The sequence below is a fragment of the Rhodococcus sp. SB1D genome (assembly GCF_048573875.1).
GTDB classification, from domain to species: Bacteria; Actinomycetota; Actinomycetes; order Mycobacteriales; family Mycobacteriaceae; genus Rhodococcus_F; species Rhodococcus_F qingshengii.
In genome coordinates this window covers 420,057-443,157 of sequence record NZ_JBMAIQ010000003.1, presented here as the reverse complement: position 1 = coordinate 443,157, position 23,101 = coordinate 420,057, and the positions used below count along the sequence as shown (strand labels likewise).

Annotated in this window: 22 protein-coding genes and 1 pseudogene; 5 read left to right on the top strand and 18 right to left on the bottom strand. The window is 61.6% G+C overall.

Annotated elements, in window-relative coordinates:
* Nucleotides 1-19: 19 nt before the first annotated feature.
* The 4 genes from ACN50D_RS10870 (at nucleotide 20) to dnaB (ending at nucleotide 4,466) form a co-directional block, all read left to right on the top strand.
* Nucleotides 20-544, top strand: a complete 525-nt coding sequence (locus ACN50D_RS10870; RefSeq protein WP_003941248.1) for a single-stranded DNA-binding protein — start codon at nucleotides 20-22, stop codon at nucleotides 542-544.
* Between the two features lie 39 nt (nucleotides 545-583).
* Nucleotides 584-826: a 30S ribosomal protein S18 gene (gene rpsR / locus ACN50D_RS10865; RefSeq protein ID WP_003941245.1), complete on the top strand. Its 243-nt coding sequence runs from the start codon at nucleotides 584-586 to the stop codon at nucleotides 824-826.
* A gap of 18 nt (nucleotides 827-844) precedes the next feature.
* On the top strand, nucleotides 845-1,300 hold the full coding sequence (rplI, locus tag ACN50D_RS10860; RefSeq protein WP_007735531.1) for a 50S ribosomal protein L9: 456 nt from the start codon (nucleotides 845-847) through the stop codon (nucleotides 1,298-1,300).
* Nucleotides 1,301-1,808: 508 nt separating this feature from the next.
* A complete protein-coding gene (gene dnaB / locus ACN50D_RS10855) occupies nucleotides 1,809-4,466 on the top strand; it encodes a replicative DNA helicase (protein WP_277402434.1) in 2,658 nt (885 codons plus the stop codon).
* A 98-nt stretch (nucleotides 4,467-4,564) separates the two neighbouring features.
* Here the strand turns inward: dnaB and ACN50D_RS10850 are convergent, their stop codons facing one another.
* The 14 genes and pseudogenes from ACN50D_RS10850 to ACN50D_RS10785 all read right to left on the bottom strand — a co-directional run bounded on the left by ACN50D_RS10850 (nucleotide 4,565) and on the right by ACN50D_RS10785 (nucleotide 18,803).
* Nucleotides 4,565-4,915: a hypothetical protein gene (locus tag ACN50D_RS10850; protein ID WP_039973505.1), complete on the bottom strand. Its 351-nt coding sequence runs from the start codon at nucleotides 4,913-4,915 to the stop codon at nucleotides 4,565-4,567.
* 163 nt (nucleotides 4,916-5,078) lie between these two features.
* Entirely contained in the window at nucleotides 5,079-5,540 is a 462-nt protein-coding gene (locus ACN50D_RS10845) for an Hsp20/alpha crystallin family protein (protein ID WP_042448063.1), read from the bottom strand.
* A gap of 1,272 nt (nucleotides 5,541-6,812) precedes the next feature.
* On the bottom strand, nucleotides 6,813-7,253 hold the full coding sequence (locus ACN50D_RS10840) for a DUF1931 family protein (RefSeq protein WP_024487875.1): 441 nt from the start codon (nucleotides 7,251-7,253) through the stop codon (nucleotides 6,813-6,815).
* Between the two features lie 13 nt (nucleotides 7,254-7,266).
* Entirely contained in the window at nucleotides 7,267-8,994 is a 1,728-nt protein-coding gene (locus ACN50D_RS10835) for an FAD-dependent oxidoreductase (RefSeq protein WP_211921771.1), read from the bottom strand.
* Complete coding sequence (locus ACN50D_RS10830; protein ID WP_007735548.1) at nucleotides 8,972-9,238, bottom strand: UBP-type zinc finger domain-containing protein; 267 nt, start codon at nucleotides 9,236-9,238, stop codon at nucleotides 8,972-8,974. Before ACN50D_RS10830 ends, ACN50D_RS10835 begins: the two co-directional genes overlap by 23 nt.
* Nucleotides 9,235-9,687 (bottom strand): thioredoxin, encoded by a 453-nt coding sequence (gene trxA / locus ACN50D_RS10825; protein WP_136471087.1) that lies wholly within the window; start codon nucleotides 9,685-9,687, stop codon nucleotides 9,235-9,237. The genes ACN50D_RS10830 and trxA overlap by 4 nt, the downstream gene beginning before the upstream one ends.
* A gap of 16 nt (nucleotides 9,688-9,703) precedes the next feature.
* On the bottom strand, nucleotides 9,704-12,337 hold the full coding sequence (gene clpB, locus ACN50D_RS10820; RefSeq protein WP_054188357.1) for an ATP-dependent chaperone ClpB: 2,634 nt from the start codon (nucleotides 12,335-12,337) through the stop codon (nucleotides 9,704-9,706).
* A complete protein-coding gene (locus ACN50D_RS10815; RefSeq protein ID WP_020971358.1) occupies nucleotides 12,319-12,648 on the bottom strand; it encodes a chaperone modulator CbpM in 330 nt (109 codons plus the stop codon). The genes clpB and ACN50D_RS10815 overlap by 19 nt, the downstream gene beginning before the upstream one ends.
* Entirely contained in the window at nucleotides 12,645-13,550 is a 906-nt protein-coding gene (locus ACN50D_RS10810) for a DnaJ C-terminal domain-containing protein (RefSeq protein WP_058227787.1), read from the bottom strand. The genes ACN50D_RS10815 and ACN50D_RS10810 overlap by 4 nt, the downstream gene beginning before the upstream one ends.
* A gap of 6 nt (nucleotides 13,551-13,556) precedes the next feature.
* A complete protein-coding gene (locus tag ACN50D_RS10805) occupies nucleotides 13,557-14,081 on the bottom strand; it encodes a nucleotide exchange factor GrpE (RefSeq protein WP_007735553.1) in 525 nt (174 codons plus the stop codon).
* 8 nt (nucleotides 14,082-14,089) lie between these two features.
* Entirely contained in the window at nucleotides 14,090-15,964 is a 1,875-nt protein-coding gene (gene dnaK, locus ACN50D_RS10800) for a molecular chaperone DnaK (RefSeq protein ID WP_007735554.1), read from the bottom strand.
* Between the two features lie 1,072 nt (nucleotides 15,965-17,036).
* Nucleotides 17,037-17,450: a GlcG/HbpS family heme-binding protein gene (locus ACN50D_RS10795; protein WP_007735555.1), complete on the bottom strand. Its 414-nt coding sequence runs from the start codon at nucleotides 17,448-17,450 to the stop codon at nucleotides 17,037-17,039.
* Nucleotides 17,447-17,578 (bottom strand): annotated as a pseudogene (locus ACN50D_RS10790) (DJ-1/PfpI family protein); the annotation flags it as partial. The gene ACN50D_RS10795 and the pseudogene ACN50D_RS10790, both read right to left, overlap by 4 nt.
* Before the next feature lie 85 nt (nucleotides 17,579-17,663).
* A complete protein-coding gene (locus ACN50D_RS10785) occupies nucleotides 17,664-18,803 on the bottom strand; it encodes a glutathione-independent formaldehyde dehydrogenase (protein ID WP_024487877.1) in 1,140 nt (379 codons plus the stop codon).
* Nucleotides 18,804-19,153: 350 nt separating this feature from the next.
* On the opposite strand from ACN50D_RS10785, the gene ACN50D_RS10780 reads away from it, so the two are divergent.
* A complete protein-coding gene (locus tag ACN50D_RS10780) occupies nucleotides 19,154-19,450 on the top strand; it encodes a putative quinol monooxygenase (protein ID WP_020971354.1) in 297 nt (98 codons plus the stop codon).
* A gap of 1,935 nt (nucleotides 19,451-21,385) precedes the next feature.
* Here ACN50D_RS10780 and ACN50D_RS10775 read toward each other — a convergent pair.
* The 4 genes from ACN50D_RS10775 to ACN50D_RS10760 form a co-directional block, all read right to left on the bottom strand.
* Entirely contained in the window at nucleotides 21,386-21,913 is a 528-nt protein-coding gene (locus ACN50D_RS10775; protein WP_042922064.1) for an AAA family ATPase, read from the bottom strand.
* Between the two features lie 38 nt (nucleotides 21,914-21,951).
* A complete protein-coding gene (locus ACN50D_RS10770) occupies nucleotides 21,952-22,239 on the bottom strand; it encodes a hypothetical protein (protein WP_204855199.1) in 288 nt (95 codons plus the stop codon).
* A 39-nt stretch (nucleotides 22,240-22,278) separates the two neighbouring features.
* Nucleotides 22,279-22,473 carry a hypothetical protein gene (locus ACN50D_RS10765; RefSeq protein WP_125052412.1) on the bottom strand — a complete coding sequence of 65 codons (195 nt, stop codon included), beginning with the start codon at nucleotides 22,471-22,473 and terminating at the stop codon, nucleotides 22,279-22,281.
* Between the two features lie 191 nt (nucleotides 22,474-22,664).
* Nucleotides 22,665-23,093 carry a limonene-1,2-epoxide hydrolase family protein gene (locus ACN50D_RS10760; RefSeq protein WP_230359279.1) on the bottom strand — a complete coding sequence of 143 codons (429 nt, stop codon included), beginning with the start codon at nucleotides 23,091-23,093 and terminating at the stop codon, nucleotides 22,665-22,667.
* Nucleotides 23,094-23,101: the final 8 nt, after the last annotated feature.

Below are 23,101 nucleotides of genomic sequence, written 5' to 3'. Positions count from 1 at the left end.
TCAATGCAGGAGGAACCACATGGCTGGCGACACCATCATCACCGTCATCGGAAACCTGACGGCTGATCCTGAACTTCGTTTCACCCCGGCGGGTGCCGCGGTTGCAAACTTCACGGTTGCTTCCACGCCCCGCACCTTCGACCGTAATTCCAATGAATGGAAAGACGGCGATGCGCTGTTCATGCGTTGCAACATCTGGCGCGAAGCAGCCGAGAACGTCGCGGAGAGCTTGACCCGTGGTTCACGAGTAATCGTGAGCGGCCGGCTCAAGCAGCGTTCGTACGAAACTCGCGAGGGCGAAAAGCGAACTGTCGTCGAGCTCGAAGTCGATGAAATCGGTCCTTCACTGAAGTACGCCACGGCAAAGGTCAACAAGGCCAACCGTGGTGGCGGCGGTGGAGGCGGCAACTTCGGCGGTTCCTCCGGCGGATCGGGTGGCGGACGTCCGAGCGCTGCACCTTCGGGTGGAGACGATCCTTGGGGCAGTGCGCCTCAGGCTTCGGGCTCCTTCGGTGGTGCGGGCAGCGACGAACCGCCCTTCTGATCCGTACCTGATCAGGAACATCCAGAAAAGAGCAAAGACATGCCGAAGCCGCCCTTGCGCGACAAGGTTATGAAGAAGAAGGTCTGCACCTTCTGCAAAGAGAAGAACACGCAGATCAACTACAAGGACACGACGTTGCTTCGTAAGTACGTCAGCGATCGCGGAAAGATCCGTGCTCGCCGTGTCACCGGCAATTGCGTCCAGCACCAGCGCGACGTTGCCATTGCCGTCAAGAACTCACGTGAGGTAGCACTGCTGCCTTACGCCACCGTGGCTCGCTAAGGAAAGGGAGGAAAGAACATGAAGCTCATCCTCACCGCTGACGTGGACAACCTCGGTGCGCCTGGCGACACCGTGGAGGTCAAGGACGGCTACGGCCGTAACTACCTGCTCCCCCGCGGACTGGCAATCGTCGCCACCCGTGGCGCCGAGAAGCAGGTCGAGGGCATCCGTCGTGCACAGGAAGCGCGCGCTGTGCGCGGCCTGGATCACGCCAAGGAGCTCAAGGCAGCTATCGAGGGCCTCGAGTCCGTAACGCTGACGGTCAAGACCGCCGGTGGCTCGGGCAAGCTCTTCGGTTCGGTTACCGTCGCTGACGTCGCTGCTGCGATCAAGGCTGCCGGTGGACCGGTTGTCGACAAGCGCTCCATCGTGTTGCCGAAGGCTCACATCAAGAACACGGGCAAGCACGCCGTGGTCGTGAACCTGCACCCCGATGTGGTTGCCAAGTTCAACCTGAACGTCGTCGGCGCATAGTCGACTGTTCGTCTCGCCGGGCCCCGCACACTTCGGTGTGCGGGGCCCGACGTTTTGTTTCGGGGTGCGGTGTGCCGCCTGACAGCGTCCCGAATCGGACCTGGGGATAACTCTCACACTGTGATGTTCGACTTGGTGATCAGTGACGAATCGGGCGAGGCAACACGCCCGACACGCCGACGCGCCGACTGTGGAAAAACTATTTTCATCAACAGGCCTGTGAAATTGTGGATAGCCATCTACCTGGTCTTTTGTAGTTACTGAGCAAAGTAGTCCCCAAATGCTCCACAGGCGGTGCACACCGTGGGGCGGGAGTTTCCACAAAGCATCCACAGGTTTATCCACAGTCCGGTTTGTATGCGGACCTACTAGTCCCTAACGTCATCTCGGCGTCTATCTACAGCCCGGCCGAATGCGGCTAGGGGATGTCGGTGGGGGCAGGTACAAATGATGAGGGCGCTGCGGTTTCTGGCAGTGTCGTCGAGTGTTTTACGGGAAGGTCTCGCTTGTGGCTGTTGTAGATGATCGAGGACCTTCCGACTTCTCAGGGCCGGACTACCCGGGCCCTCCCGAGGCCGAGCCCGACCAGGAGTTCGGACGCCAGCCACCTCAGGACATGACTGCCGAGCAGTCGGTGCTCGGCGGCATGCTGCTGAGCAAGGACGCCATCGCTGACGTCCTCGAGGTACTGCGTCCGGGTGACTTCTACCGGCCCGCCCACCAGTCCGTCTACGACGTGATCCTGGACCTCTACAGCCGTGGCGAGCCCGCCGACCCGGTGACGGTCTCCGCCGAGCTCGACCGTCGAGGTGAGCTCCGCCGTATCGGTGGTGCTGCCTACCTGGTGACGCTGACCCAGACAGTGCCCACTGCCGCCAACGCTGCCTTCTATGCCGAGATCGTCGCCGAGAAGTCCGTGCTGCGTCGTCTCGTCGACGCCGGTACTCGCATCGTCCAGTACGGCTACGCCGGCACCGAGGGCCAGGACGTGGCCGAGGTTGTCGACCGCGCGCAGGCCGAGATCTTCGAGGTCACCGAGCGTCGAACCACCGAGGACTTCGTACCCCTCACCGAGCTCCTCCAGCCCACGATGGACGAGATCGACTCCATCGCCAGCCGCGGCGGAATCTCCCTCGGTGTGCCCACCGGATTCAAGGATCTCGACGAGATCACCAACGGCCTTCACGCTGGTCAGATGATTATCGTCGCGGCCCGTCCTGGTGTGGGCAAGGCGCTTGCCCTCGATACTCCCCTCGCGACGCCCAGTGGCTGGACCACGATGGGTGACGTTGCTGTCGGCGATCTGTTGATCGACAACCACGGCAAGCCGACGCGGGTTGTTGCCGCTACCGACGTGATGGTTGACCGTCCTTGCTACGAGGTCGAGTTTTCCGATGGAACAGTGTTGGTGGCCGACGAGCAGCATCAGTGGTTGACGGAGACGCGTGCTTCGCGCCGTTCAGCGCAGAACGCCAAGACAGGTTACAACCGCTATAAGAATCAAAAGACATTCGCCGAGGTCCGAACCACGGCGGAGATCGCATCGACGGTGCGATGCGCAACGGCGGATGGCCGCGTTAATCACTCTGTCGTGAATGCCAAGCCGCTCGACCTACCAACGCAGGATCTCCTTGTCCCGCCCTACACACTTGGCGCTTGGCTAGGTGACGGTTCTACTGCCTGCGCACAATTCACCACTGCTGATCCCGAGATCATCATGTTGATCGAGGCCGAAGGCCTGGTTGCAGTTCCGTCCAAGTCGGCGCATTTGCGCTACAGCCTTAAATTAGCCCCGGAAGATCCCGTCGCTCCGCGCGATTGCGTTGTGTGCGGAAAGAGCTTCGTGCCGTTCACCAGTCAGGTGCGAACGTGCGGTCAATCATGCGGCGGCAAAGCACGTTTCATGTCTGACCCTGTACCTGCGCCAACCTGTTCACACTGTGGTGGACCTTCGATCGGGCTGCGACTGTGCCAGAAGTGCCGCAATGAGTACGGCACGGTTCAAGGACGCCTACGTACGGTCGGTGTTCTGGGCAACAAGCACATCCCTGTCCAGTATCTCCGTGGGTCCGAGGCACAGCGTCGTGCGGTTCTTGCCGGGCTTCTCGACACTGATGGAACTGTGACTGCCGGTGGCTCCGTTCAGTTTTCGGTAACCAACGAGCGCCTCGTCCGCGACGCCCAGGAATTAGTGGTCAGTCTTGGCTATCGCTGCCAAATGAGCACAAAGCGAGTCAACGGTCGCACCGAGGCTTCGTCGACTGCATTCACCTTGACCTTCTCGACTGATGACGAAGTGTTCGGTCTTACGCGGAAAGCGATGCTGCACAAGGAGCGTCGAGCGAGTAAAAGCACTGCGCGCAGCGGATCGCGCTACATTGTCGATGTTCGACCAATTGCGAGTGTTCCGGTTCGCTGCGTCGAGGTCGACAACGCCGACCACATGTACCTGGCCGGTCATTCGATGGTCCCGACGCACAATTCCACGCTCGGAATGGATTTCCTGCGTTCCTGCTCCATCACGCACGGCATGGCCAGCGTCATGTTCTCGTTGGAAATGAGCAAAACCGAGATCGTCATGCGTCTGCTGTCCGCAGAGGCAAAGATCAAGCTCGGCGACATGCGCTCCGGAAAGATGACCGACGACGACTGGACCAAGCTCGCGCGTCGTATGAGTGAGATCAGCGAGGCGCCGCTCTTCATCGACGACTCCCCCAACCTCACCATGATGGAAATCCGCGCAAAAGCGCGACGGCTCAAGCAGAAACACGACATTCGCCTGATCGTCATCGACTACCTCCAGCTGATGAGCTCGGGTAAAAAGGTCGAGTCCCGTCAGCAGGAAGTCTCCGAATTCTCCCGTAGCCTAAAGCTTTTGGCGAAGGAGCTCGAAGTTCCGGTTGTCGCGATCTGTCAGCTCAACCGTGGTCCCGAGCAGCGAACCGACAAGCGTCCCCAGGTCGCCGACCTTCGTGAGTCCGGTTCACTCGAGCAGGACGCCGACATGGTGATTCTGCTGTACCGCCCCGACGCGACCGAGCGAGACGATCCCCGTGGCGGTGAAGCCGACCTGATTCTGGGTAAGCACCGTAACGGCCCGACCGCGACAATCACTGTGGCGCACCAGCTTCACCTGTCCAAGTTTGTGGACATGGCCCGGGGATAGTGGCTGCCGCCATCGCCTGAAGGTGGGACGGATTTCAGATCTTGTGAGATCCTGCTACAAGCACCAATTCGATTCCACTAGTGCAAAATTCGGTTTTTCTACAGGTGGGGTAGTGCTGCAGTGAGGAAGACGGCGCCGAAGGCGATTCCGGCGATGCCGGTGAGGATCCCGACCACGCCGGCGGTGTTGTCGCCCAGATCGCGTCCGGGGGTGTCGGGTCGGCGCGCTGCCAGGGCGGTTCCGATGGCGGCGGCACCGAGGAGGATGCCGAGGCCGAACATCCAGAACGTCAGTATCGAGAGTGCACCGAGCATCAACGCCATGTCGCTGTATTCATCGCTGGTGATAGGACGGTGGTGATCCCACCAATCGGGTGGAGTGTGCGCGCGGGATTCGGTGTTGTCGGTGTTGTCGGATTGTTCGTGCGGGGGGATAGTGGATGCAGTCATGGCAGCTAAAGGGTTCTCGCGCTGATTCTTTCGTGTGGTGGATGTACCGGTGTGCGCCACGGGTGTGCAGTGGGAGATCGAAACGATGGTGGGTGAGGCCCGAGAACCCATCGCGTGTCCTCGGGAGTCACCCCACCATCAAGCGGTGTTCGGGCCAGGCGGATCAGGCTTCGATCTGCACCTGTGTTGTCGATCCGGCGTTATCGGTTCGGGAGGGTGGTCCGGAGGAGACCTCGATCCTCCGCGGTTTCGCCTTCTCTGCGATCGGCAACGTCACCGTCAACACGCCGTTGTCGTACGAGGCCTCGATCTGTTCGGCGTCGATGTCGTCGCTGATGGACAGCTGCCGTTTGTATGTTCCAGCGAAACGCTCACTCGCCAGCCAGCTCACACCCTCTTCGGAGAGGGCGGTGCGGTGCGCGGTCAACGTCAGGGTCGAGCCGTCGATGCGGACGTCCACTGATCCTGGGTCGACGCCCGGAAGATCGGCGTGCAGGACGTATTGGTCCTCGACCTTGTAGAGGTCCATCGGCATGAACCGTGGACTGCGTCCGTTGCCGGTTCCCGCGGCGAGTACGGACTTGGTGATCGCGTCGATGTCGGTGAAAGGATCGAAACGAAGCACAGCAACACACCTCCCATGTCGTGAAAAGAAAGGTCACCGCCACTGTGGCGGTTGACCGAACTTACTGTGCGAGAACATGATAACCACAAGAATTAGCACTCTGCAACCGAGAGTGCCAGAAGCTTTGGGGAAGTGTTCCGGTCCCTGAAGATCGCTGCTTTGCCTGGTCCCGACAAAAGCGGTGGCCGCCTTCGGCCTCGATTCGAAGCGGGCGGCGCGGTACGGCACTTCGTCAGTAGCGGCGGTGCGGCAACGGATCCGCCGGAGCCCCGACTCTGCGTGTGCGAGTCGGGGCGTATGACCGACGTCGGCATTGAGCACACAACACCGATGACCCACTATCCGTGCGAAGTCGACGTTCATGTCGTCCGCACATCTTCAACCATAAACAGTGCGATCGGTATAAATCATGTTCAGTCGCCTTCGATGCCAAGAAGTGACATGGCCGTTTGCATGGCAAGGTGAACATCTTGGTCGTCACGCTAGCGGCGCAGTAGCCGCGGTGCCTGGAAAGGTGGCCCGTGCCTGGTATTTGGTTTGCAGACGTCCGTTCCGAATGCTTTTGCAAAATAGGTCTTTTCCCGATGTTTGCGGGTGGATCGGGCATCGAACATCGCGGGTGCTCGTTCGTCGGAGTCGCTGCGAACGATGTCGGTGTTCGTGCACACACCGAAGTTCGTGCACACACCGAACCGGCTGTAAGGGAGAACACTTCGGCTACCGTCAAAGCTTGCTCATCACAATGGAACTGGGACTTTCGACCCTGTCGTCTACAAGCAGTGCGCAATAACCTTCGTCGGGTCGGGGGCACCCGTTCCGTTCGAGGGGGCAAACAATCGGGCGGGTGTTCGTCAAGGCAAGGCCATATCACCCTCACTGGTCTCCTTGCCGGGCCTTGAGCTGTGCGCGCCCAGAAGTGCTCAGGGCCCGCCCGATGCGGGGATCGAGAAAGTGAAGACGAAAGGTTCTCAGATGAGCCGAAGGAGCGATCGGCGATCGACAAGTTCTGCTCGCCGCCTGGTCACGCGGACTACCGGTGTCAGAGGTTCGGCGTGTAAGCCGAACTCGCTCACGGCAGAAGATCTGAGGGCTGTAATCGAGTCCCTCACTGGAGTTCTCGCTGCTCGAGAATCGAGCGCGGAAACCGCACCTCTCGCCGGAAATCCTCCGTCGTCGACGCCAACTGACAGGCAGTTCTGAATCGCACCGGTATTTTCGCAGCCGGACAGCATATTCGAACTCAGACGCGCTGTCAGCCGGGACGGGTGGTAATCACAGAAGTAGGTGGAAGATGTCGAAGGCGACTGTCCATTGGGCTGTGCCGGGGTTCTTGCGGTCCGGTTCGACCGTGGCGAAAGTTTGCGCCAGCGCTACGCTCAACCCTCCTGCGATCAGCGGCAGTCGTTGCTCTGTCTCCTCTGAGAGGGCCACGTCCAAGGGCGGGCGGGCCGTGAGCTGATCGAGCAGCGGTTGAAGTTCGATCTCCTCGTCGAGTTTTTCGAACCGGTGGATGCTCTCCTGTAATCCCTTGGTGATCGGCAGGTCCCACGGTTCGATCACGTCGCGCAAGTTTGCTTTCGCGGAGGCTTTCCCGATCAGGATCACGTCGTAGATCTTGTCGTCGATGAAATCGGTATAGCGCTTGAGATCGTTCCGGTCGACCTGCAGCCCGGCCGCTGCCCTGAAGAACCGCTGGAATTTCACGGTGCCCATTACTGGCATGTCGTCAGCTCCTTTCGAAGTATTCATGGATTTGGCGTACGGCCATCGCTCCTTCACCGACGGCGGATGCGACTCGTTTCACCGAACCGCGGCGGATGTCGCCCGCCGCGAACAGGCCGGGCAGGCTGGTTTCGAGCGTCCTGGACAGGCCGCCGTTGATTGGCAGGCTGCCGTCCGCTCGTGCGTGGATCGCGTCCACACCGGTGAGGACGAAGCCGTGGTCGTCGAGTGCGATCGCGTCGGCAAGCCACCCTGTGTGCGGTACCGCCCCGATGAAGACGAACAGGGCGCGCACCCGAATCGTGTCCTGGTCGCCGGTGCGATTGTCCTCGACTGCAATTGCTTCGAGGTATTTCTCGCCGTAGACCGCACGAATCTCGGTGTGCCGGTGCACGGTGACCCGCGGATGGTGTTCGATCTGGTCGACCAGGTATCGGGACATGCTCTTCCCGAGGTCATCGCCGCGGATGAGCAGGTGCACCTGTGAGACGTGCTCGGCGAGGAAGACGGCGGCCTGGCCGGCGGAGTTGCCGCCACCGACGATGGCTATCGGGTCGGTGCCGCATATCCGTGCTTCCTGATGCGTTGCGGCGTAGTACACGCTTGTTCCTTCCAGCGCCTCGATCCCCTGAACGGCCAACTTGCGGTACCGCGCCCCGGCGGCGAGCACAACGGCCCGGGCGTGCACCGACCCGCCGTCCGCCAGTCGGAGCACATGGTTCCCGGCCTCGGATCCCAAACCGGTCACTTCTGCCGACACCAGGATGCGGGCGCCGAACTTCCCGGCCTGGAGCACGGCTCGCTCGGCCAATTCGGAGCCGGAGACCCCGGCGGGGAATCCCAGATAATTCTCGATCCGGGATGAGGTACTGGCTTGGCCGCCCGCAGCGATCCGCTCCAACGTCACCGTGTTCAACCCGTCCGAGGCGCCGTACACCGATGCGGCCAGGCCGGCCGGTCCGGCACCCACGACGACGAGGTTGTAGACGTCCTTGGCTGCGTCCGCGACGGGTGCCGGGACAGGAAGCCCGACGACGCGTGCGAGTTCCGCATTCGTCGGATTGCGCAGCACCTTCTCGCCGTGCCAGATCACGACGGGTGTGTCCTCGGGTGCGACGTTCAGGCTGCGTAGCAGCTGCTCCACTCGTTCGTCCTGTTCCAAGTCGAACCACTTGTGGGGCAGACGGTTTCGCATCGCGAACTCACGAAGTCGCAACGTATCCGGGGAGAAGCAGGAGCCGATGATCCGGAATCCGGAGCCGAGCCCGATCAGCAAGTGCCGACGCACAAGGTAGGCGCGCAGGATCAAATCGCTGAGCACGGGATCGTGGGCAATCAGCTCGCGTACCTGCTCGGCCGGGACGACGAGTATCTCGCCGTCCTCGATCGCTTCGGCGGTGAAGAACGCCACCTGACCTTCCAGGAGTCCGAGCTCGCCCAGGAAACGCCCAGGACCGTGCACGCGCAGTATCCGGCGCTCGCCGTCCGCGTCGCCTTCGTCGACGACTGCGATCTTTCCGGAAAGGACGACGACGAAATCGTTGTCAGGCGCGCCTTCTCGGATCAGCACCTCGCCGGCGTGAACCGGTCGACGCGAGCCACCGACCTCGAGCTTCGCGACCTGGTCGTCCGTCAGCCGCGGGAAGGCGCCCTCCTCGTCCGGGGTCTCGTCGTCGACCGGCGGGCTGTACCCGATGGGTGAGGCGCCCTCAGACGAAGTTCTGGTCGACATAACACCACCGCCAATCCTCGCCGGGCTCCATCGACTGGACGATCGGATGCCCGATGGCGTGAGCGTGAGCACTCGCGTGCCTGCCCGGCGAAGAGTCGCAGCAACCGACGTGTCCGCACGTCAGGCACAGCCTCAGATGCACCCACGGGGTGCCGAGGCGAAGACATTCCTCGCAGCCCTGCGGGGTACGGGGCACCACGGCCCGGATCGCGGTTACATGTGGGTCCGCATGGACAGGACTCATGACTTCGCCTCCTCGCCGGCATTTTCCGAGAGCGCCTGATCGAGCCACGTGCGCAGCTGGGGGACCGGAGCTGCGCCCGACTGGCGAGCGAGAACCTCACCCCGGTCCATCACCAGCAGAGTCGGCACGGCGCGGACGGTGAATCGTTCAGCCGTCCGGGGTGCAGCATCGACGTCGACCTTGACCAGCTTGATCTGGCCGACGTGTTCTCTGGCGAGCTGCTCGAGCGCGGGGCTGACCATGCGACACGGGCCGCACCACGTCGCCCACAGATCCACGAGCACAGGCACCGAGGATTTTTCGACGATCTCCGCGAAGTCACCGTCTCCCGCCGCGGCGATCCAGGGCAGCGGCTCGTGGCAGTTGCCGCAGCGAGGTTTTCCTTCCCCTGCTGCCGGGATGTTGTTGGTCTTACCGCAGTTCGGGCACTTCACCTTTTCGGATCCCATGACCAGTTACCTCTTCTCAGGCCGCCGCGAAGGCGGGTTCGGCATACGCGACGGCAAGCTCGCCGCCGTCCACCGTGACGCTGATGGTGCCGTCCGGTTTGATCTCGCCGCGCAACAGTGCACGGCCGATCTTGGTTTCGACCTCGTGTGCGATGTATCGGCGCAGCGGCCGCGCACCGTAGACAGGGTCGAACCCGTGTTCGGCGATCAGTCGGCGTGCCTCCGGCGTGATTTCCAGGTGTATCTGTCTCTCCGACAACCTGTTTCGAAGGTCGGTGAGTTGCAGTTCCACTATGTACTCGATCTGGGGCAGGGTGAGTGGGGAGAACAGCACGATGTCGTCGACCCGGTTGAGGAATTCGGGGCGGAAATGCCCGCGCAGTTCTGCCATCACCCGTTCCCTGGCGTCCGGCTTGATTTCGCCGTCGGCTGTGACCCCGTCGAGGAGATGCTGGGATCCGATGTTGGAGGTCATGATGATCACCGTGTTCCGGAAATCGACTTGCCTCCCTTGAGAATCGGTGATCCGGCCGTCGTCGAGCACCTGCAGCAGGGTATTGAAGACGTCGGCGTGGGCCTTCTCGATCTCGTCGAAGAGCACCACGGAGTACGGCTTACGCCGCACCGCTTCGGTGAGCTGGCCACCTTCGTCGTACCCGACGTATCCGGGAGGTGCACCGATGAGCCGACTCACCGTGTGCCGTTCCTGGTACTCGCTCATATCGAGGCGCACCATGTTGTCTTCACTGTCGAATAGGGCGCTGGCCAATGTCTTTGCAAGCTCGGTCTTTCCGACGCCCGTCGGGCCCAGGAAAATGAACGAACCGATCGGTCGACGAGGATCACGGATACCGGACCTCGCCCGGATCACAGCGTCCGCGACCAGTTGCACCGCCTCGTCCTGACCGACGACCCGCTCGTGCAGGATCTCGTCGAGCTTCAACAACTTCTCCCGCTCACCTTCTTGCAGCCGGGCGACCGGGATACCCGTCCATGCGGCCACGATCTCTGCGATCTCGTCTTCGGTGACCACTTCACGCAGCAACGGATTTCGGCCTTGTCTGGTGGCCAGTTGCTCCTCCGCCGCCTCGAGCCGGCGTTCGAGCTCGGTGATCTCGCCGTATCGCAACTCGGCTGCCCGATTGAGGTCGTAGTTGCGTTCGGCGGCCTCGGCCTCGACGCGCAACCGTTCCAAATCTCCTCGCAGTTCTTGCACCCGCCGGATCGCCTGCCGCTCCGCCTCCCATTGAGCGTGCCGGGCGTCTGCCTCGGCCCGCAGGTCGGCCAGCTCCTTGCGCAATTCTTCGAGGCGCGCTTTGCTGGCCGCGTCCGTTTCCTTGGACAGTGCGGCCTCTTCGATCTCCAGACGGGTCACCTTCCGGGTGAGCTCGTCGAGTTCGGCAGGCATCGAATCGATTTCGGTGCGGAGCCGAGCGCATGCCTCGTCTACGAGATCGATCGCCTTGTCCGGAAGGAAGCGGTCGGTGATATACCGGTGCGAGAGGGTCACGGCGGCCACCAATGCACCGTCTTGAATTTTCACGCCATGGAACACCTCGAGGCGTTCTCGAAGTCCGCGCAGAATCGAGATCGCATCCTCGGCACTGGGCTCGTCGACGAGAACGGTCTGGAATCGACGCTCCAGTGCCGCATCGGATTCGATGTGCTTGCGATACTCGTCGAGAGTGGTGGCACCGATCATGTGCAGTTCGCCGCGTGCGAGCATCGGTTTGAGCATGTTGCCGGCGTCGAGAGACCCCTCGCCGCCGACCGAGCCCGCTCCGACCACGGTATGCAACTCGTCGACGAACAACAGGATGCGCCCCTCGGCAGCCTTCACCTCGGACAGCACGGCCTGCAGTCGCTCCTCGAACTCGCCGCGGTACTTCGCACCGGCCACCAGAGAACCCATGTCGAGCGAGAAGATCGTCTTGTCGCGTAGGCCCTCGGGCACGTCGCCGCGGACGATCCGCTGGGCGAGACCCTCGACAATCGCAGTCTTACCTACACCGGGGTCGCCGATCAGCACCGGGTTGTTCTTCGTTTTCCGGCTCAAGATCTGAGTTACCCTGCGTATCTCGGCATCCCGGCCGATGACCGGATCGAGTTTGCCTGCCCGTCCCTCGGAGACGAGGTCGCGCCCGTACTTCTCCAATGCCTCGTACGCACCCTCCGGGGTTGCCGACGTGACACGCTGATTGCCGCGCACCTTCGTCAGCGCTGTGAGGAAGGCGTCCCGTGTGACCCCGTGACTGGCGAGGACCCGCCCGGCCGCGCTGGCCGATCCTTCCTCGGAGAGGGCCATCACAAGATGCTCCACCGACACGTAGGAATCCTTGAGTCTCTTCGCCTCCCGCTCTGCGGCATCGAGCAGCTTGGCCAGACGCTGGGTGATCATCACCTGACCGGGGGTCGCGCCGGGGCCGCTGACCTTCGGCCTACGCGACAGTTCACGATCCAGATCGGATCGAAGTGCTTCGACATTCGCGCCGGCCTGTTCGAGCAGTCGGGGCACCAACCCATCCTGCTGATCGACCAATGCGAGCAGCAGGTGCTCTCCGTCGACTTCGGTGTGGCCCATTCTGGTCGCAACATTCTGGGCTTCCTGCAAGGCTTCTCGTGACTTTTCGGTCAAGCTGCCGGTGTCCATGAGGATGTCCTCCTTCTGCGGGCCGCTGTTTCGAGTCTTTCGATTCGATCCAGCAGATCGAGCACGAGCCCGATTGCCGAGTAGTTGAGACCCAGACCCGTCCGCAGTCGTTGGATGCGTGCGGCGTGGGTCACTTCGGATGGGTCGAACGACATCTCTCCGCCGGCGTAGCGGTGGGCGTCGAGCAGTCCGAGAGCCACGAGTTTTCGTGCCAGATCCGGGTGCAGGCCAGTACGTTCGGCGAAGGCGTCCGGCGACAATCCGGTACGGCGAACCAATACGTACTGAGTGATCGGCGTTGAGGTGCTCATGTCTCTTTCCTCGGATTGAAGTTCGATTCGGCGCCCAACTGCTCGAACAGTTCGCGTTCACGTGCTGTCGGTTTCGGCGGAACCATCACCTTGATTTCGGCGTAGAGGTTGCCGTTGGCACCGCGCGGATTCGGCATTCCCTCTCCGCGCAGGCGCAGCTTCCTACCAGTCGAAGAGCCAGGCACCACTTTGACTTTCGCCTCTCCGCCCGGTGTGGGAACGACGACTGTCGACCCGAGAACCGCCTCCCATGGCGATACGGGCAGATCGACGTAGATGTCCCGACCCTGCACGCGGAACCGTGAATGCGGTTTGATCCGCACCACGAGGTACAGATCCCCAGGCGGCGCGTCACCGTTGCCTCGGCCTCCTTGCCCGGCCAACCGGATTCGCTGGCCGTCCAGGACGCCGGCTGGAATGTCGACGTCATACTGCCGTCCGTCCAGTCTGAGAGTGCGTTTTCCGCCCTGATAGGCCTCTTCCAGAGCCAGTTCCAGTTCGGCCTCCTGATCGGCGCCGGGAATCGGTCCGAACCCACCGCCTCCGCCGAACATCTGCCCGAAGAGGTCTTCGAAGTCGACGGCACCCTCACCACCGACACCGTGGCCGAAGTGCACCCGTCTCCCGCCACCGCCGTACCCGGCGGCGTTTGCCCGCACCCGTTCGTCGTAATCCTCGGGTACATGCCGGAAGTCGTCACCGAATCGGTCATAGCGTTTCCGGGTGTCCGGGTCGGACAACACCTGATAGGCCTCGTTGACCTCCTTGAACCTGTCCTCCGCAGTGGGATCCTTGTTCACATCGGGGTGGTACTTGCGGGCCAGCTTGCGGTACGCCTGCTGAATTTCGTCGGTGCCGGCGCCCTTCGGTACGCCGAGTACTTCGTAGTAGTCACGGGCCATCGGTGCTCACCCCTCTGGGCGGCTGACGACCACCGCGGCGGGCCGCAACTGTCGCCCGTCCTCTCCATAACCCGGGCGCAAGACCTCGACCACGGTCCCGGACGGAAGGTCGGGTCGGGTTACCACACTGACCACTTCGTGGAGTTCCGGGGAGAACGGCACACCGGCCTCGTCGTGGCGCTCGAAGCCGAGTCGTGAGAGCACCTGTACCGCCTGGTCCCGGATCGCCTTCACACCTTCGACGACGGCCTGCGGATCGCTGCCTGCGTGTGCAAGCGCAAGCTCCAAGTTGTCCAGTATCGGCAGCCACGCCGCCGAAACCTTCGCTACTTCCGCGGCGCGTTCACGGTCCAGATCTTTGGCGTATCGCTTGCGCAGGTTGTCCAGATCTGCGACGGCCCTGCGCCAACGGTCCTCGAGTTGAGACAGCTCGTCTGCCGTCTCGGCGCGATCGGACTCGGTCTTGCTTTGATCCGTGTCGGCGCTGTTGGTAGTCGGCTCAGTCGTCGAATGATCTGCAGACATTTCCATCGTGCGCCTCAGCTTCGATCGAATTCGGCGTCGATCACGTCGCCGTCATCCGACGACGCAGCATCAGCGCCGCCTGCTTGGCCGTCGTCCGACTGGTCCGGCACAAGTCCGTAGAGCAGCTGTTGCAGCTCCGAGGTGAGTGGCTGAACCTCCGCGGGTGAAGCGCCGTCCTGCACGGCCTTTCGGGCGTCGGCAACCAGCATCTCGGCCCGCGCCTTCTCATGCGGCGGGGCACTGTCACCGAGTTCGGCGAGTCGCCGCTCCACTTGATACGCAACCGAATCGAGCCCGTTGCGCGCGTCGACCGCCTTGCGCAGCGCCTCGTCCTCACCCCGGTTCCGTTCGGCCTCCGCCAACATGCGCTCGACCTCACCCTGATCAAGGTTGCCCTGTTCACTGATCGTGATGCTCTGTTCCTTGCCGGTATCCTTGTCGCGAGCGGTGACGTTCAGGATGCCGTTGGCGTCGATGTCGAAAATGACTTCCACCTGGGCCTCGCCACGTGGCGCGGGGCGGATGTCTTCCAGCCGGAACCGGCCCAGCACCCGGTTGTCGGCCGCACGTTCGCGTTCGCCCTGCAACACCACGACGTCCACGGCGGACTGATTGTCTTCCGCCGTGGAGAACACTTCGCTGCGCCGTGCCGGGATCGTCGTGTTCCGCTCGATGATCTTCGTCATCACCCCGCCCTGCGTCTCGACGCCGAGGGACAGTGGGGTGACATCGAGTAACAACACATCGGAAACCTCGCCTTTGAGCACGCCTGCCTGGACTGCGGCTCCGAGGGCAACGACCTCGTCCGGGTTGACGCCCATGTGGGGGTCCTTGCCGCCGGTCAGCCGGCGAACCAGCGCCTGTACAGCCGGGATACGTGTCGAACCGCCGACCAGTATCACTTCGTCGATGTCGTTGGCGGCGACCTTGGCGTCACTCATGGCCTGCTTCACCGGGCCGAGGCACCGTTCCACCAGATCGGCAGTCAAATCATCGAACTTCGATCGCATGATCGTAGTGGTGAGATGTTTGGGACCATTCGCGTCAGCGGTAACGAAAGGCAGGTTTACCTGGGCCTGGGTCACCGAGGACAGCTCAACCTTTGCCTTCTCCGCGGCTTCGAACAGTCGTTGCAACGCCTGCGCATCCTTACGCAGATCGATGTTCTCCGCGCGCTGGAATTCGTCGGCGAGGTAGTCCACCACGCGTCGATCGAAGTCGTCGCCGCCCAAGTGGGAGTCGCCGGCCGTGGAACGAACCTCGACTACCCCCTCTCCGACGTCCAGCAGGCTCACATCGAAGGTTCCGCCGCCGAGGTCGAAGACCAGTACGGTTTCGTGGGTCTGTTTGTCCATGCCGTACGCGAGTGCCGCAGCGGTCGGTTCGTTGATAATCCGCAAAACCTCGAGGCCTGCGATACGGCCGGCGTCCTTGGTGGCGTTTCGTTGCGCGTCGTTGAAGTAGGCAGGAACAGTGATGACCGCTTCCTTCACCTTCTCACCGAGGAACTTGCTCGCGTCGTCGACGAGCTTGCGCAGCACGAGAGCGCTGATCTCCTCTGGTGCGTATTTCTTGCCGCGCACGTCGAAGCGGGCCTCACCGTTGTCACCCGCTACGACGTCGAAGCTGACCGCTTTGGCTTCCTCGGAGATCTCGTCGTAGTGACGTCCGATGAAGCGTTTCGCCGAGTAGATCGTGCCCTTCGGATTCAAGATCGCCTGCCGTCGGGCAAGCTGGCCCACCAGACGCTCACCGTTCTCGGTGAACGCCACCACCGAAGGCGTCGTCCGTGCTCCCTCCACATTGGAGATCACCACCGGCTCGCCGCCTTGCCAGCTTGCGATGACCGAGTTGGTTGTGCCCAAGTCGATGCCTACAGCAGTTGTCATGACTCAATTCCTTTCGATCGGCCCGGCCGTTGAGCAAGTGCGATTCCGCCCGCAACTTCGCTCGATGTCGGCAAGGACTTCGTAGTTCCCTGGTTTTGGCGAGTGGATTGGGTGAAGTCACGGAGACCGAGCAGGGCGCCGATAACGGCGCCCGACACCAATCCGTGGATGGCGGGCGTGAGGCTCGAGAGCGGCCGAGGGTAAGGGTTTCCGCCACTGTGCTTTGACATCACGCCCCTCAGCGTTGATGTTGTGGGGTTCGCCGGGCCTGTGTGTACTGACAGGGCCCGACCGCCGGTCAACCGGTTGAGCTCACGAACCACCCAGCCATGATGAGTCTTTTCGTCCACCTAAAGGGCGTCAACAACATTCGCCTGATGGGCGGGGCGCAACGGGGCAGTGGCGACCACACCTGCCCTTGATCGAAGATGCCCGCCGGAACCCGATCGAAGCGGCCATCGCATGAAACTCCGAGTATCGGCTTCGACACGAAAACTCGAGTGTCGGCCGCTACTGCGGTACGTCCACACTACCGCAGCGCATGCAAAAGGAGAACTCCCTTTGCGAAAGATCGTCACAGTCAGTGAACAGCAGCTCCGTTGAACCCGGACGAGATTCATTGTAGTTCTATCGAATCTCCTTGTGACAGAAAGGTAATGAGCCACTACTGGTCGGTTCCAATTGGTTGCGAGTAGGTGGCGCACACCCGCGTGCTGCACGGTTCAACGTCCCGTTCTGTGGCTGGTCAACAGATCGCTCAGGCGGGAGCTATTGCAATTCAACATGTTTCGGCCACCGTCACTACGGGACTTACGTGGTTCTCGTCTATTCCTGTGCTACATCCTTTGGCAGGATTTCGATCGAGGGGTCGGTTTGCTCTCGCCCCCGTGGTGGCGCAGGTGTGCCAGGTCTGGCCGTGGTTGTGTTCGTCTCGGCTCGGAGCCGCCTCAGGGATGCAGTACGACTTTGGTCCAACCGTCGTCGTGAGCGTCGAAATGCTGGTAGCCGGATTCGGTTTCGCCGAGCGGGCTTGGCCGGCGTCAATTCACCTGACGCGCGGATGAAACAGAGCTCACAGCGCCGCCACGGCCGCCTCGGCGACGGTCTTGTCCTGCTCCCCGGTGCCGCCGCTGACGCCGACAGCGCCCACGACCTGGCCGTTGTGCCGCAGAGGCACACCGCCTGTGAAGATCATGATGTGTCCGCCGTTGGAGGCGTGTATCCCGTAGAACTGCTCGCCCGGGCCCGCGTTGGCCGCGAGGTCCTCGGTCGAGACGTCCAATGCCCGCGCGGTGAACGCCTTGTTGATCGAGATGTCGATGCTGGCGATCCAGGCACCGTCCATTCGCACGTGAGCCACGAGGTTGCCGCCGGCATCGACCACCGCAATGTTCGACGGCGACTCGATCTCGGTGGCTTTGGCCTGTCCTGCGGCGATGACCCGCTGCGCATCGTCGAGGGACACCGAGGTCTGGTTCACGGTCATGACGCACCTGCCCCGAGCTTCGCGAACTGCTCGACGATGGCCTGACGGAACGCAGGAAGGTCGTCGGGCGAGCGGCTCGAGATTAGGTTCCCGTCGATCGCGACCTGTTCGTCTACGACTTCTACTCCTCCGGCCCCGTCGGCAGTCGATATCGCTATCTGCTTGCCCTGCAGTGGCATTGGCATCGTTGTGCTCCTCTCGGTTCTGGCCGTGTCAGGGATGCAGGACGACTTTGGTCCAGCCGTCGTCGCGAGCGTCGAAGTGCTGGTAGCCGGATTCGGCTTCGGCGAGCGGGAGTTCGTGGGAGATGATCCAGGAGGGCTTTGCCCGGTCTTCGTGGATGAGGTCGCGCAGTTGCCGGTTGTAGTGTTTGACGTTCGCTTGTCCGGTGCCGATCTTCTGGCCCTTGAACCAGAATTTGCCCATGTCGAAGGCGATCTTGCCGTTGCGCTCGAGTTCGTCGGGGCCGTTCTGGTCCTGGGGAAGGAAGATGCCGACCACCCCGATGTGGCCGGTGAAGCGCACCGAATCCACGAGCCGGTTCATCGTCATGGCGGCGTCCTCGTGGCCTTGCGGGTCGTGTGCCTGATAGCCGACGCACTCGCACCCCTTGTCTGCGCCTTTCCCGTTGGTTTGCTCGAGGACCTGCTCGACGGGGTCGCCCTTCGAGTCGTCGATGGGGACGACGCCGATCTCTTCGGCCAGGCGTAGCCGGTCGGGGTGGCGGTCGACGATCATCACCTTGCTCGCTCCCTGGATCATCGCCGAATACGCGGCCATCAAACCGACTGGGCCAGCGCCGTAGACCACCATCGAATCGCCGGGTTGCATGTCGGCCAGGCGGGTGCAATGCCATCCGGTGGGAAAGATGTCCGACAGCATCACGTAGTCGGTTTCCTTGTCCTGGGCATCCTCGGGCAGTCGCAGACAGTTGAAGTCGCCGAACGGCACTCGCAGATATTCCGCCTGTCCGCCCCAGAACGGGCCCATCCCCGCGAAACCGAATGCAGCGCCGGCCATCTTCGGATCGGGGTGCACCGTCAGGCAGAATGCAGTCAACCCTTCCTCGCAGTTTCGGCAGAAGCCGCAGCCGATGTTGAACGGCAAGCACACTCGATCCCCTGGCGATACTTTGACCACTGCATTGCCGACTTCGGCGACGATGCCCAAGTTTTCGTGACCGAGGACCATTCCGGGCTCCAGATCGGTGCGGCCTTCGTACATGTGTAGATCCGACCCGCAGATGTTGGTGCTCGTGATCTTCACCAGCACATCTGTCGGATTCTCGATCCGCGCATCGGGCACGTCCTTGACGTGGACCTCTCGAGGCCCGTCGTATACTAGCGCTTTCATCGCGGCACTCCCTTGTCTTGTAGCTGCGGCTTTCCGGTTGATCTCGTCGGCCGCAGGCGTCCACGCGTGAGCGACCGACCGAATGAATCGTGCTGTTCGGGGAAGGTCCACGGGGCGCAGAAGTGAAGACCGCACCAAAATGTCGGCGCACCAACATTTTTCCTGCCATCGACGCAACTGCGGCTGCATCCAGGCATCGCATTCCCTCACCATGGAGTCTCCTCCTTCGGCTCCACGATCGCTAGGGGGTTGGGATCGGTTTCCTCGAACGGTGGGTTTGGGTACCTTCCATTAACCGATGGATGGTGTGATGCTTGACAGTGTTCACCACCTCGAAGAGGAGATCCGATATGGCCACCAAGGCGCTGCTGGTCCGACTTGAAGCGAAGCCCGGCAAGGAAGAAGCGGTCGAGGAATTCCTCCGATCGGCACTGCCGCTCGTCGAGCAGGAGCCCGGCACGAAACCCTGGTTCGCGGTGCGGTTCGGGCCCTCGTCGTTCGGCATCATCGACGCATTCCCGGACCAAGCTGCCCGCGAGACACATCTCAATGGTCCGGTCGGCAAGGCCCTCGGCGAACGCGCCGACGAACTCTTCGCTGCGCCGCCCGAAATCAGCTACCTCGACGTTCTCGCTGAAAAAGTCTGAACAACCGACTGGAAAATGTCTTGTCGATGGCGGTCACATTCGGTTGTGAATACAGTTGTGCCACAGCCATACCCGAATCACGGTAGCTTTGCCGGCGTGCGCGGCTGTGGCGTACTGTCCGTCGCTCGCTTCCGCCCAGGTATCGGTAGATCACGAGCAGGGCACTCAGTCGAGCCAACTCGCTACCCGTGTAGGAAGAGCATTTCAAACTCGTTTCATTGCAAAGTGTTTCGAGTTTGAGGTGACCTGCCTGGAGTGAAGTAGGACTCCTTGTTCTTGGAGGAGGGCTTAGTGGAGCACCACGGATCATCGAGCAAGGACGATTGGTGCTAGTCCTGTTGGAAAGATGGTCATAGACGATGGCAAAGGTGAGGTCGGATGGATTCACCATCACCGTGCGCCGGTCACCGACCTGGGGTAGCACGTTACCTTTGGGTGCCTCGCAGTCAGCGTCGAACGTGTCCAAACCCGGGCCGCTGATACGGACGGTCAGTTCGGCGGTGTCTTGGCCCTCGTTGAGGTCCCGGATGCGGTTGACGGCGAAAATTTCTGCAGTCGCTGCAATACCGACGGCCCGGAATCGCTTTCCTCCCAGCGCCATCCATAGGTACTGACTGCAAGCCCGATTCCGATCGGGAAGGTGAAGACTCCCCACTACACGGCCGGTCGATCGAGTACGTCATCATCCCGGCGGCGAAACCGATGAGTTCGACCTGCCGCGGTTTGTCCGTGTTCTTGTTGGACAAACCGACACCCTAAGTGAGGGGGTGGTTTTCGGGTGGCTGTTTCAGGATTGAAAAGCGGTGATGCCGCGTCCCCGTGTGGTTGGCGTCGGAGCGGTGTGAGCCCGGATTGCCGTGGACTGAATATTGTTGCAGTCGTTAGCTGTTCGCCGTTTGATGCGATCTTGTTGTGTGCGGTTTTGTTGGTTGCCGACCATATCATGTTGCCGTTGTTGCAAAGCGCCAGTAGGTGTTTGTTGGCATCAACGACGGCTGAGGTTGGAAACGACATGGACGATCTCCGCTGGCAAATTATGTAAGGGGTGGTGGGTGCCCCTTGGAGCGCTCGGAATGCTCGTGGGAAGTCGCGGCCACACCTGTTGCCACAGAACCATGGCGATAGGTCACCTGTCGGGTCGGTGCCTGGTGCTGGAAAGGTTCGAACCTAGTCAACAGTTTCCGTCGGCAGTCACTCCCGGTCGTCGACACACTGGTGAATCCTGACGCCCCGTGCCTCGTTCGTAGCTCCGTTGCTAACGGTTTCATCCCGTCGAGTCCAGGGAGAGGGGCAGTGTTGACCGACTGCTGGTGGATTGTTCTCAGCTGTCGAAAAGGCCATCTTTGCCCGGAATTTCAGCGCCAACTGTCGCGTAGTTTTTCGAAAGTCGCAGGTTGATCTGACAAATAGATCGGAATCTACAGCCGCCATCGCCTGAAGGTGGGACAAGAATCGGTCATGGTGGGATTCGGGGCGAGCACCAGCGATTATGTCGATGTTGGGCGGCTGCCGAGCGGTTACGGTGTTTGTCGAATCAGTCTCGGAGCCCGACGATCATCCGGCCACGAAAAGTGCGGCCGTAGCGAGAATCGCAACAGAAAGGATGGGTACGCGGCGACTGTCACGCTGGACTCCGTTTCCTCGGTTCCGCGAGAATTGCCAGGACAACCGGCTCTCAGAATTCACTCTGAGCCACGAGATGCCTGTTTTCGATACCCTCCGCCAGAGAGTGAGCCCGGGAACGCGCGTTGGTGAGCAGCGCTCTGCGGGGCGGCAAACTGAAGGGGCGTCAGCACCAGCTCATACGAGAAGACGTACATCCCTTGCGATTTTAGAGACCGGCCAGCCATAAACCGAAGTTTCATCAGGTCGATCATCACGAGTAACACTCAGTACCAGCATCTTTCGAACGCACCCAGCTCGACGATTCCGGTGTCACTGCAAAGCCGAGAGAACCGTGTCGACCCGCCCACGGAGTGGGCCGTCAAGCTCGACAACTACCAGGGAGTCACACACCTGCATCGGATCGGCGTACACCAAATCCAGCAACGCGTCGTTCACCGCGCGCTGCAGCTCCGGCATCCCCACCGCAGGCAACTTCTGCACTGTTTCGACGGTAATCGGCACCACAACCAGCACGTCGAGAGTACGTAGCGCGGACCTCACAATCGCCGCCTCGACTTCTGCCTCCGGATCGACACCACACGCCGACAAGTACGCCAGGAAGTCGAGCGGCGTGCGATCGAATACAACACCAGAAGAAGGTGTAGTCAGCAATCGCAGTGAACGACGAAGCTGCGCACGGTAGTCATCAGCCGAGGGTGGAAACTCGAACTCGCGCCCCTCCTCTTCGAGCACGAAATACGGTTCATCGACCCGAATGTGTCCCGCGAGGCGGCCACACAACTCGTCGACCAGCGTGCTCTTGCCGGTCCCGTGCGGGCCGGATACTCCAATACGCATTAGTGGGGCCCTCTCGAAGAAAGTTGCGGAACTACTTGTCAGTTGAGCACCCGTCGACCGCCGGCTCGATACCGACCCCTGGATGCCCCGACCCGTCGACAATTCTCGTTGCACCTCGGTCGAGTCGTACTGAGGGTATCGAGGTGAGATCGGATCACCGTGGTGATCTGCTCGGAGTCGGTGGGCATCTTCGACGACTGCCTGCCCTCGGTAGTGGGATCTGCTGAACTGATCGTGCATCCCGAGAGCAGCAGTGCTGCAAGGGCTCCGCCGAGGAGGATCGATTCCACCGATCGCCGGCGGTAGTGGTTTATGGGTGGATTCACCGAAACTCCTTTATTCGTGAACATGTTGCGCCCGGAAAGTCATCCAGCCGGCGGCCAGAAGACAAACGCGGCGGACAGCAGAGCAAGGCTGAGGACCGCGGTGGCATTGGCGGTGCGAACAAAGACGTACTGCTCCGCATCCTCTGCGCCGAGACACAGCGGGGTCAGCTGCAAGGCCAGCGACAACATCCCGGTACCGAGCGCGCCGAGGGCGAACAATTGTCGAGAATCCATCAGCGGTATCCAATCCCGTTGCAGTCCAAAGGAACAACGAGCCGGTCACATGCGCGAACGTAGACTCGGCGAGAGTTCTCCGCACCAGCGGCCGAACTCCTGAACCGAGGATGCAGTCGAGAAGCTGCAGGGGGAGATTTCAGCATCTGGTGAGGACTCCCCGGCAAAATGCGACACAAAACGTCGCTACTTCAGGTGGTTGGGCCGAATCGCAATCCGCGGAGCAGTCGGTGGTAGGAGAAGCGGTCGTCCCAAATGCGAAGCAGGCCGTTTGCGAATGTGTAGTGGCCGTCTACGTCGAGGTGCATGGCAAACCATCCGATGCGGATGATCTCTCGTCGCCGGGAGGACACGGTGTTGTGGTCGGTGGTCATCGTGAGCACTTCCACGACCTCGTACCTGGTGATCAGGCGAGAGACGATCGTGAGCGCCAGTTCGACGCGTTTGCTTCCACGCACGCTGGGCAGGCCGGTATTGCGCCATTCGATGTCGGGATCGACGAGTGCGCGCACGGCATCGGCGTCCATTTCTTCCAGTGCGATCAGCAGGTCCACCACCCGCGATGTCAGTTGATCGTCGTTCAACAGGTACTCCGGTTGTCTGGAATTGTGTTTTCTCATCGGTGGAT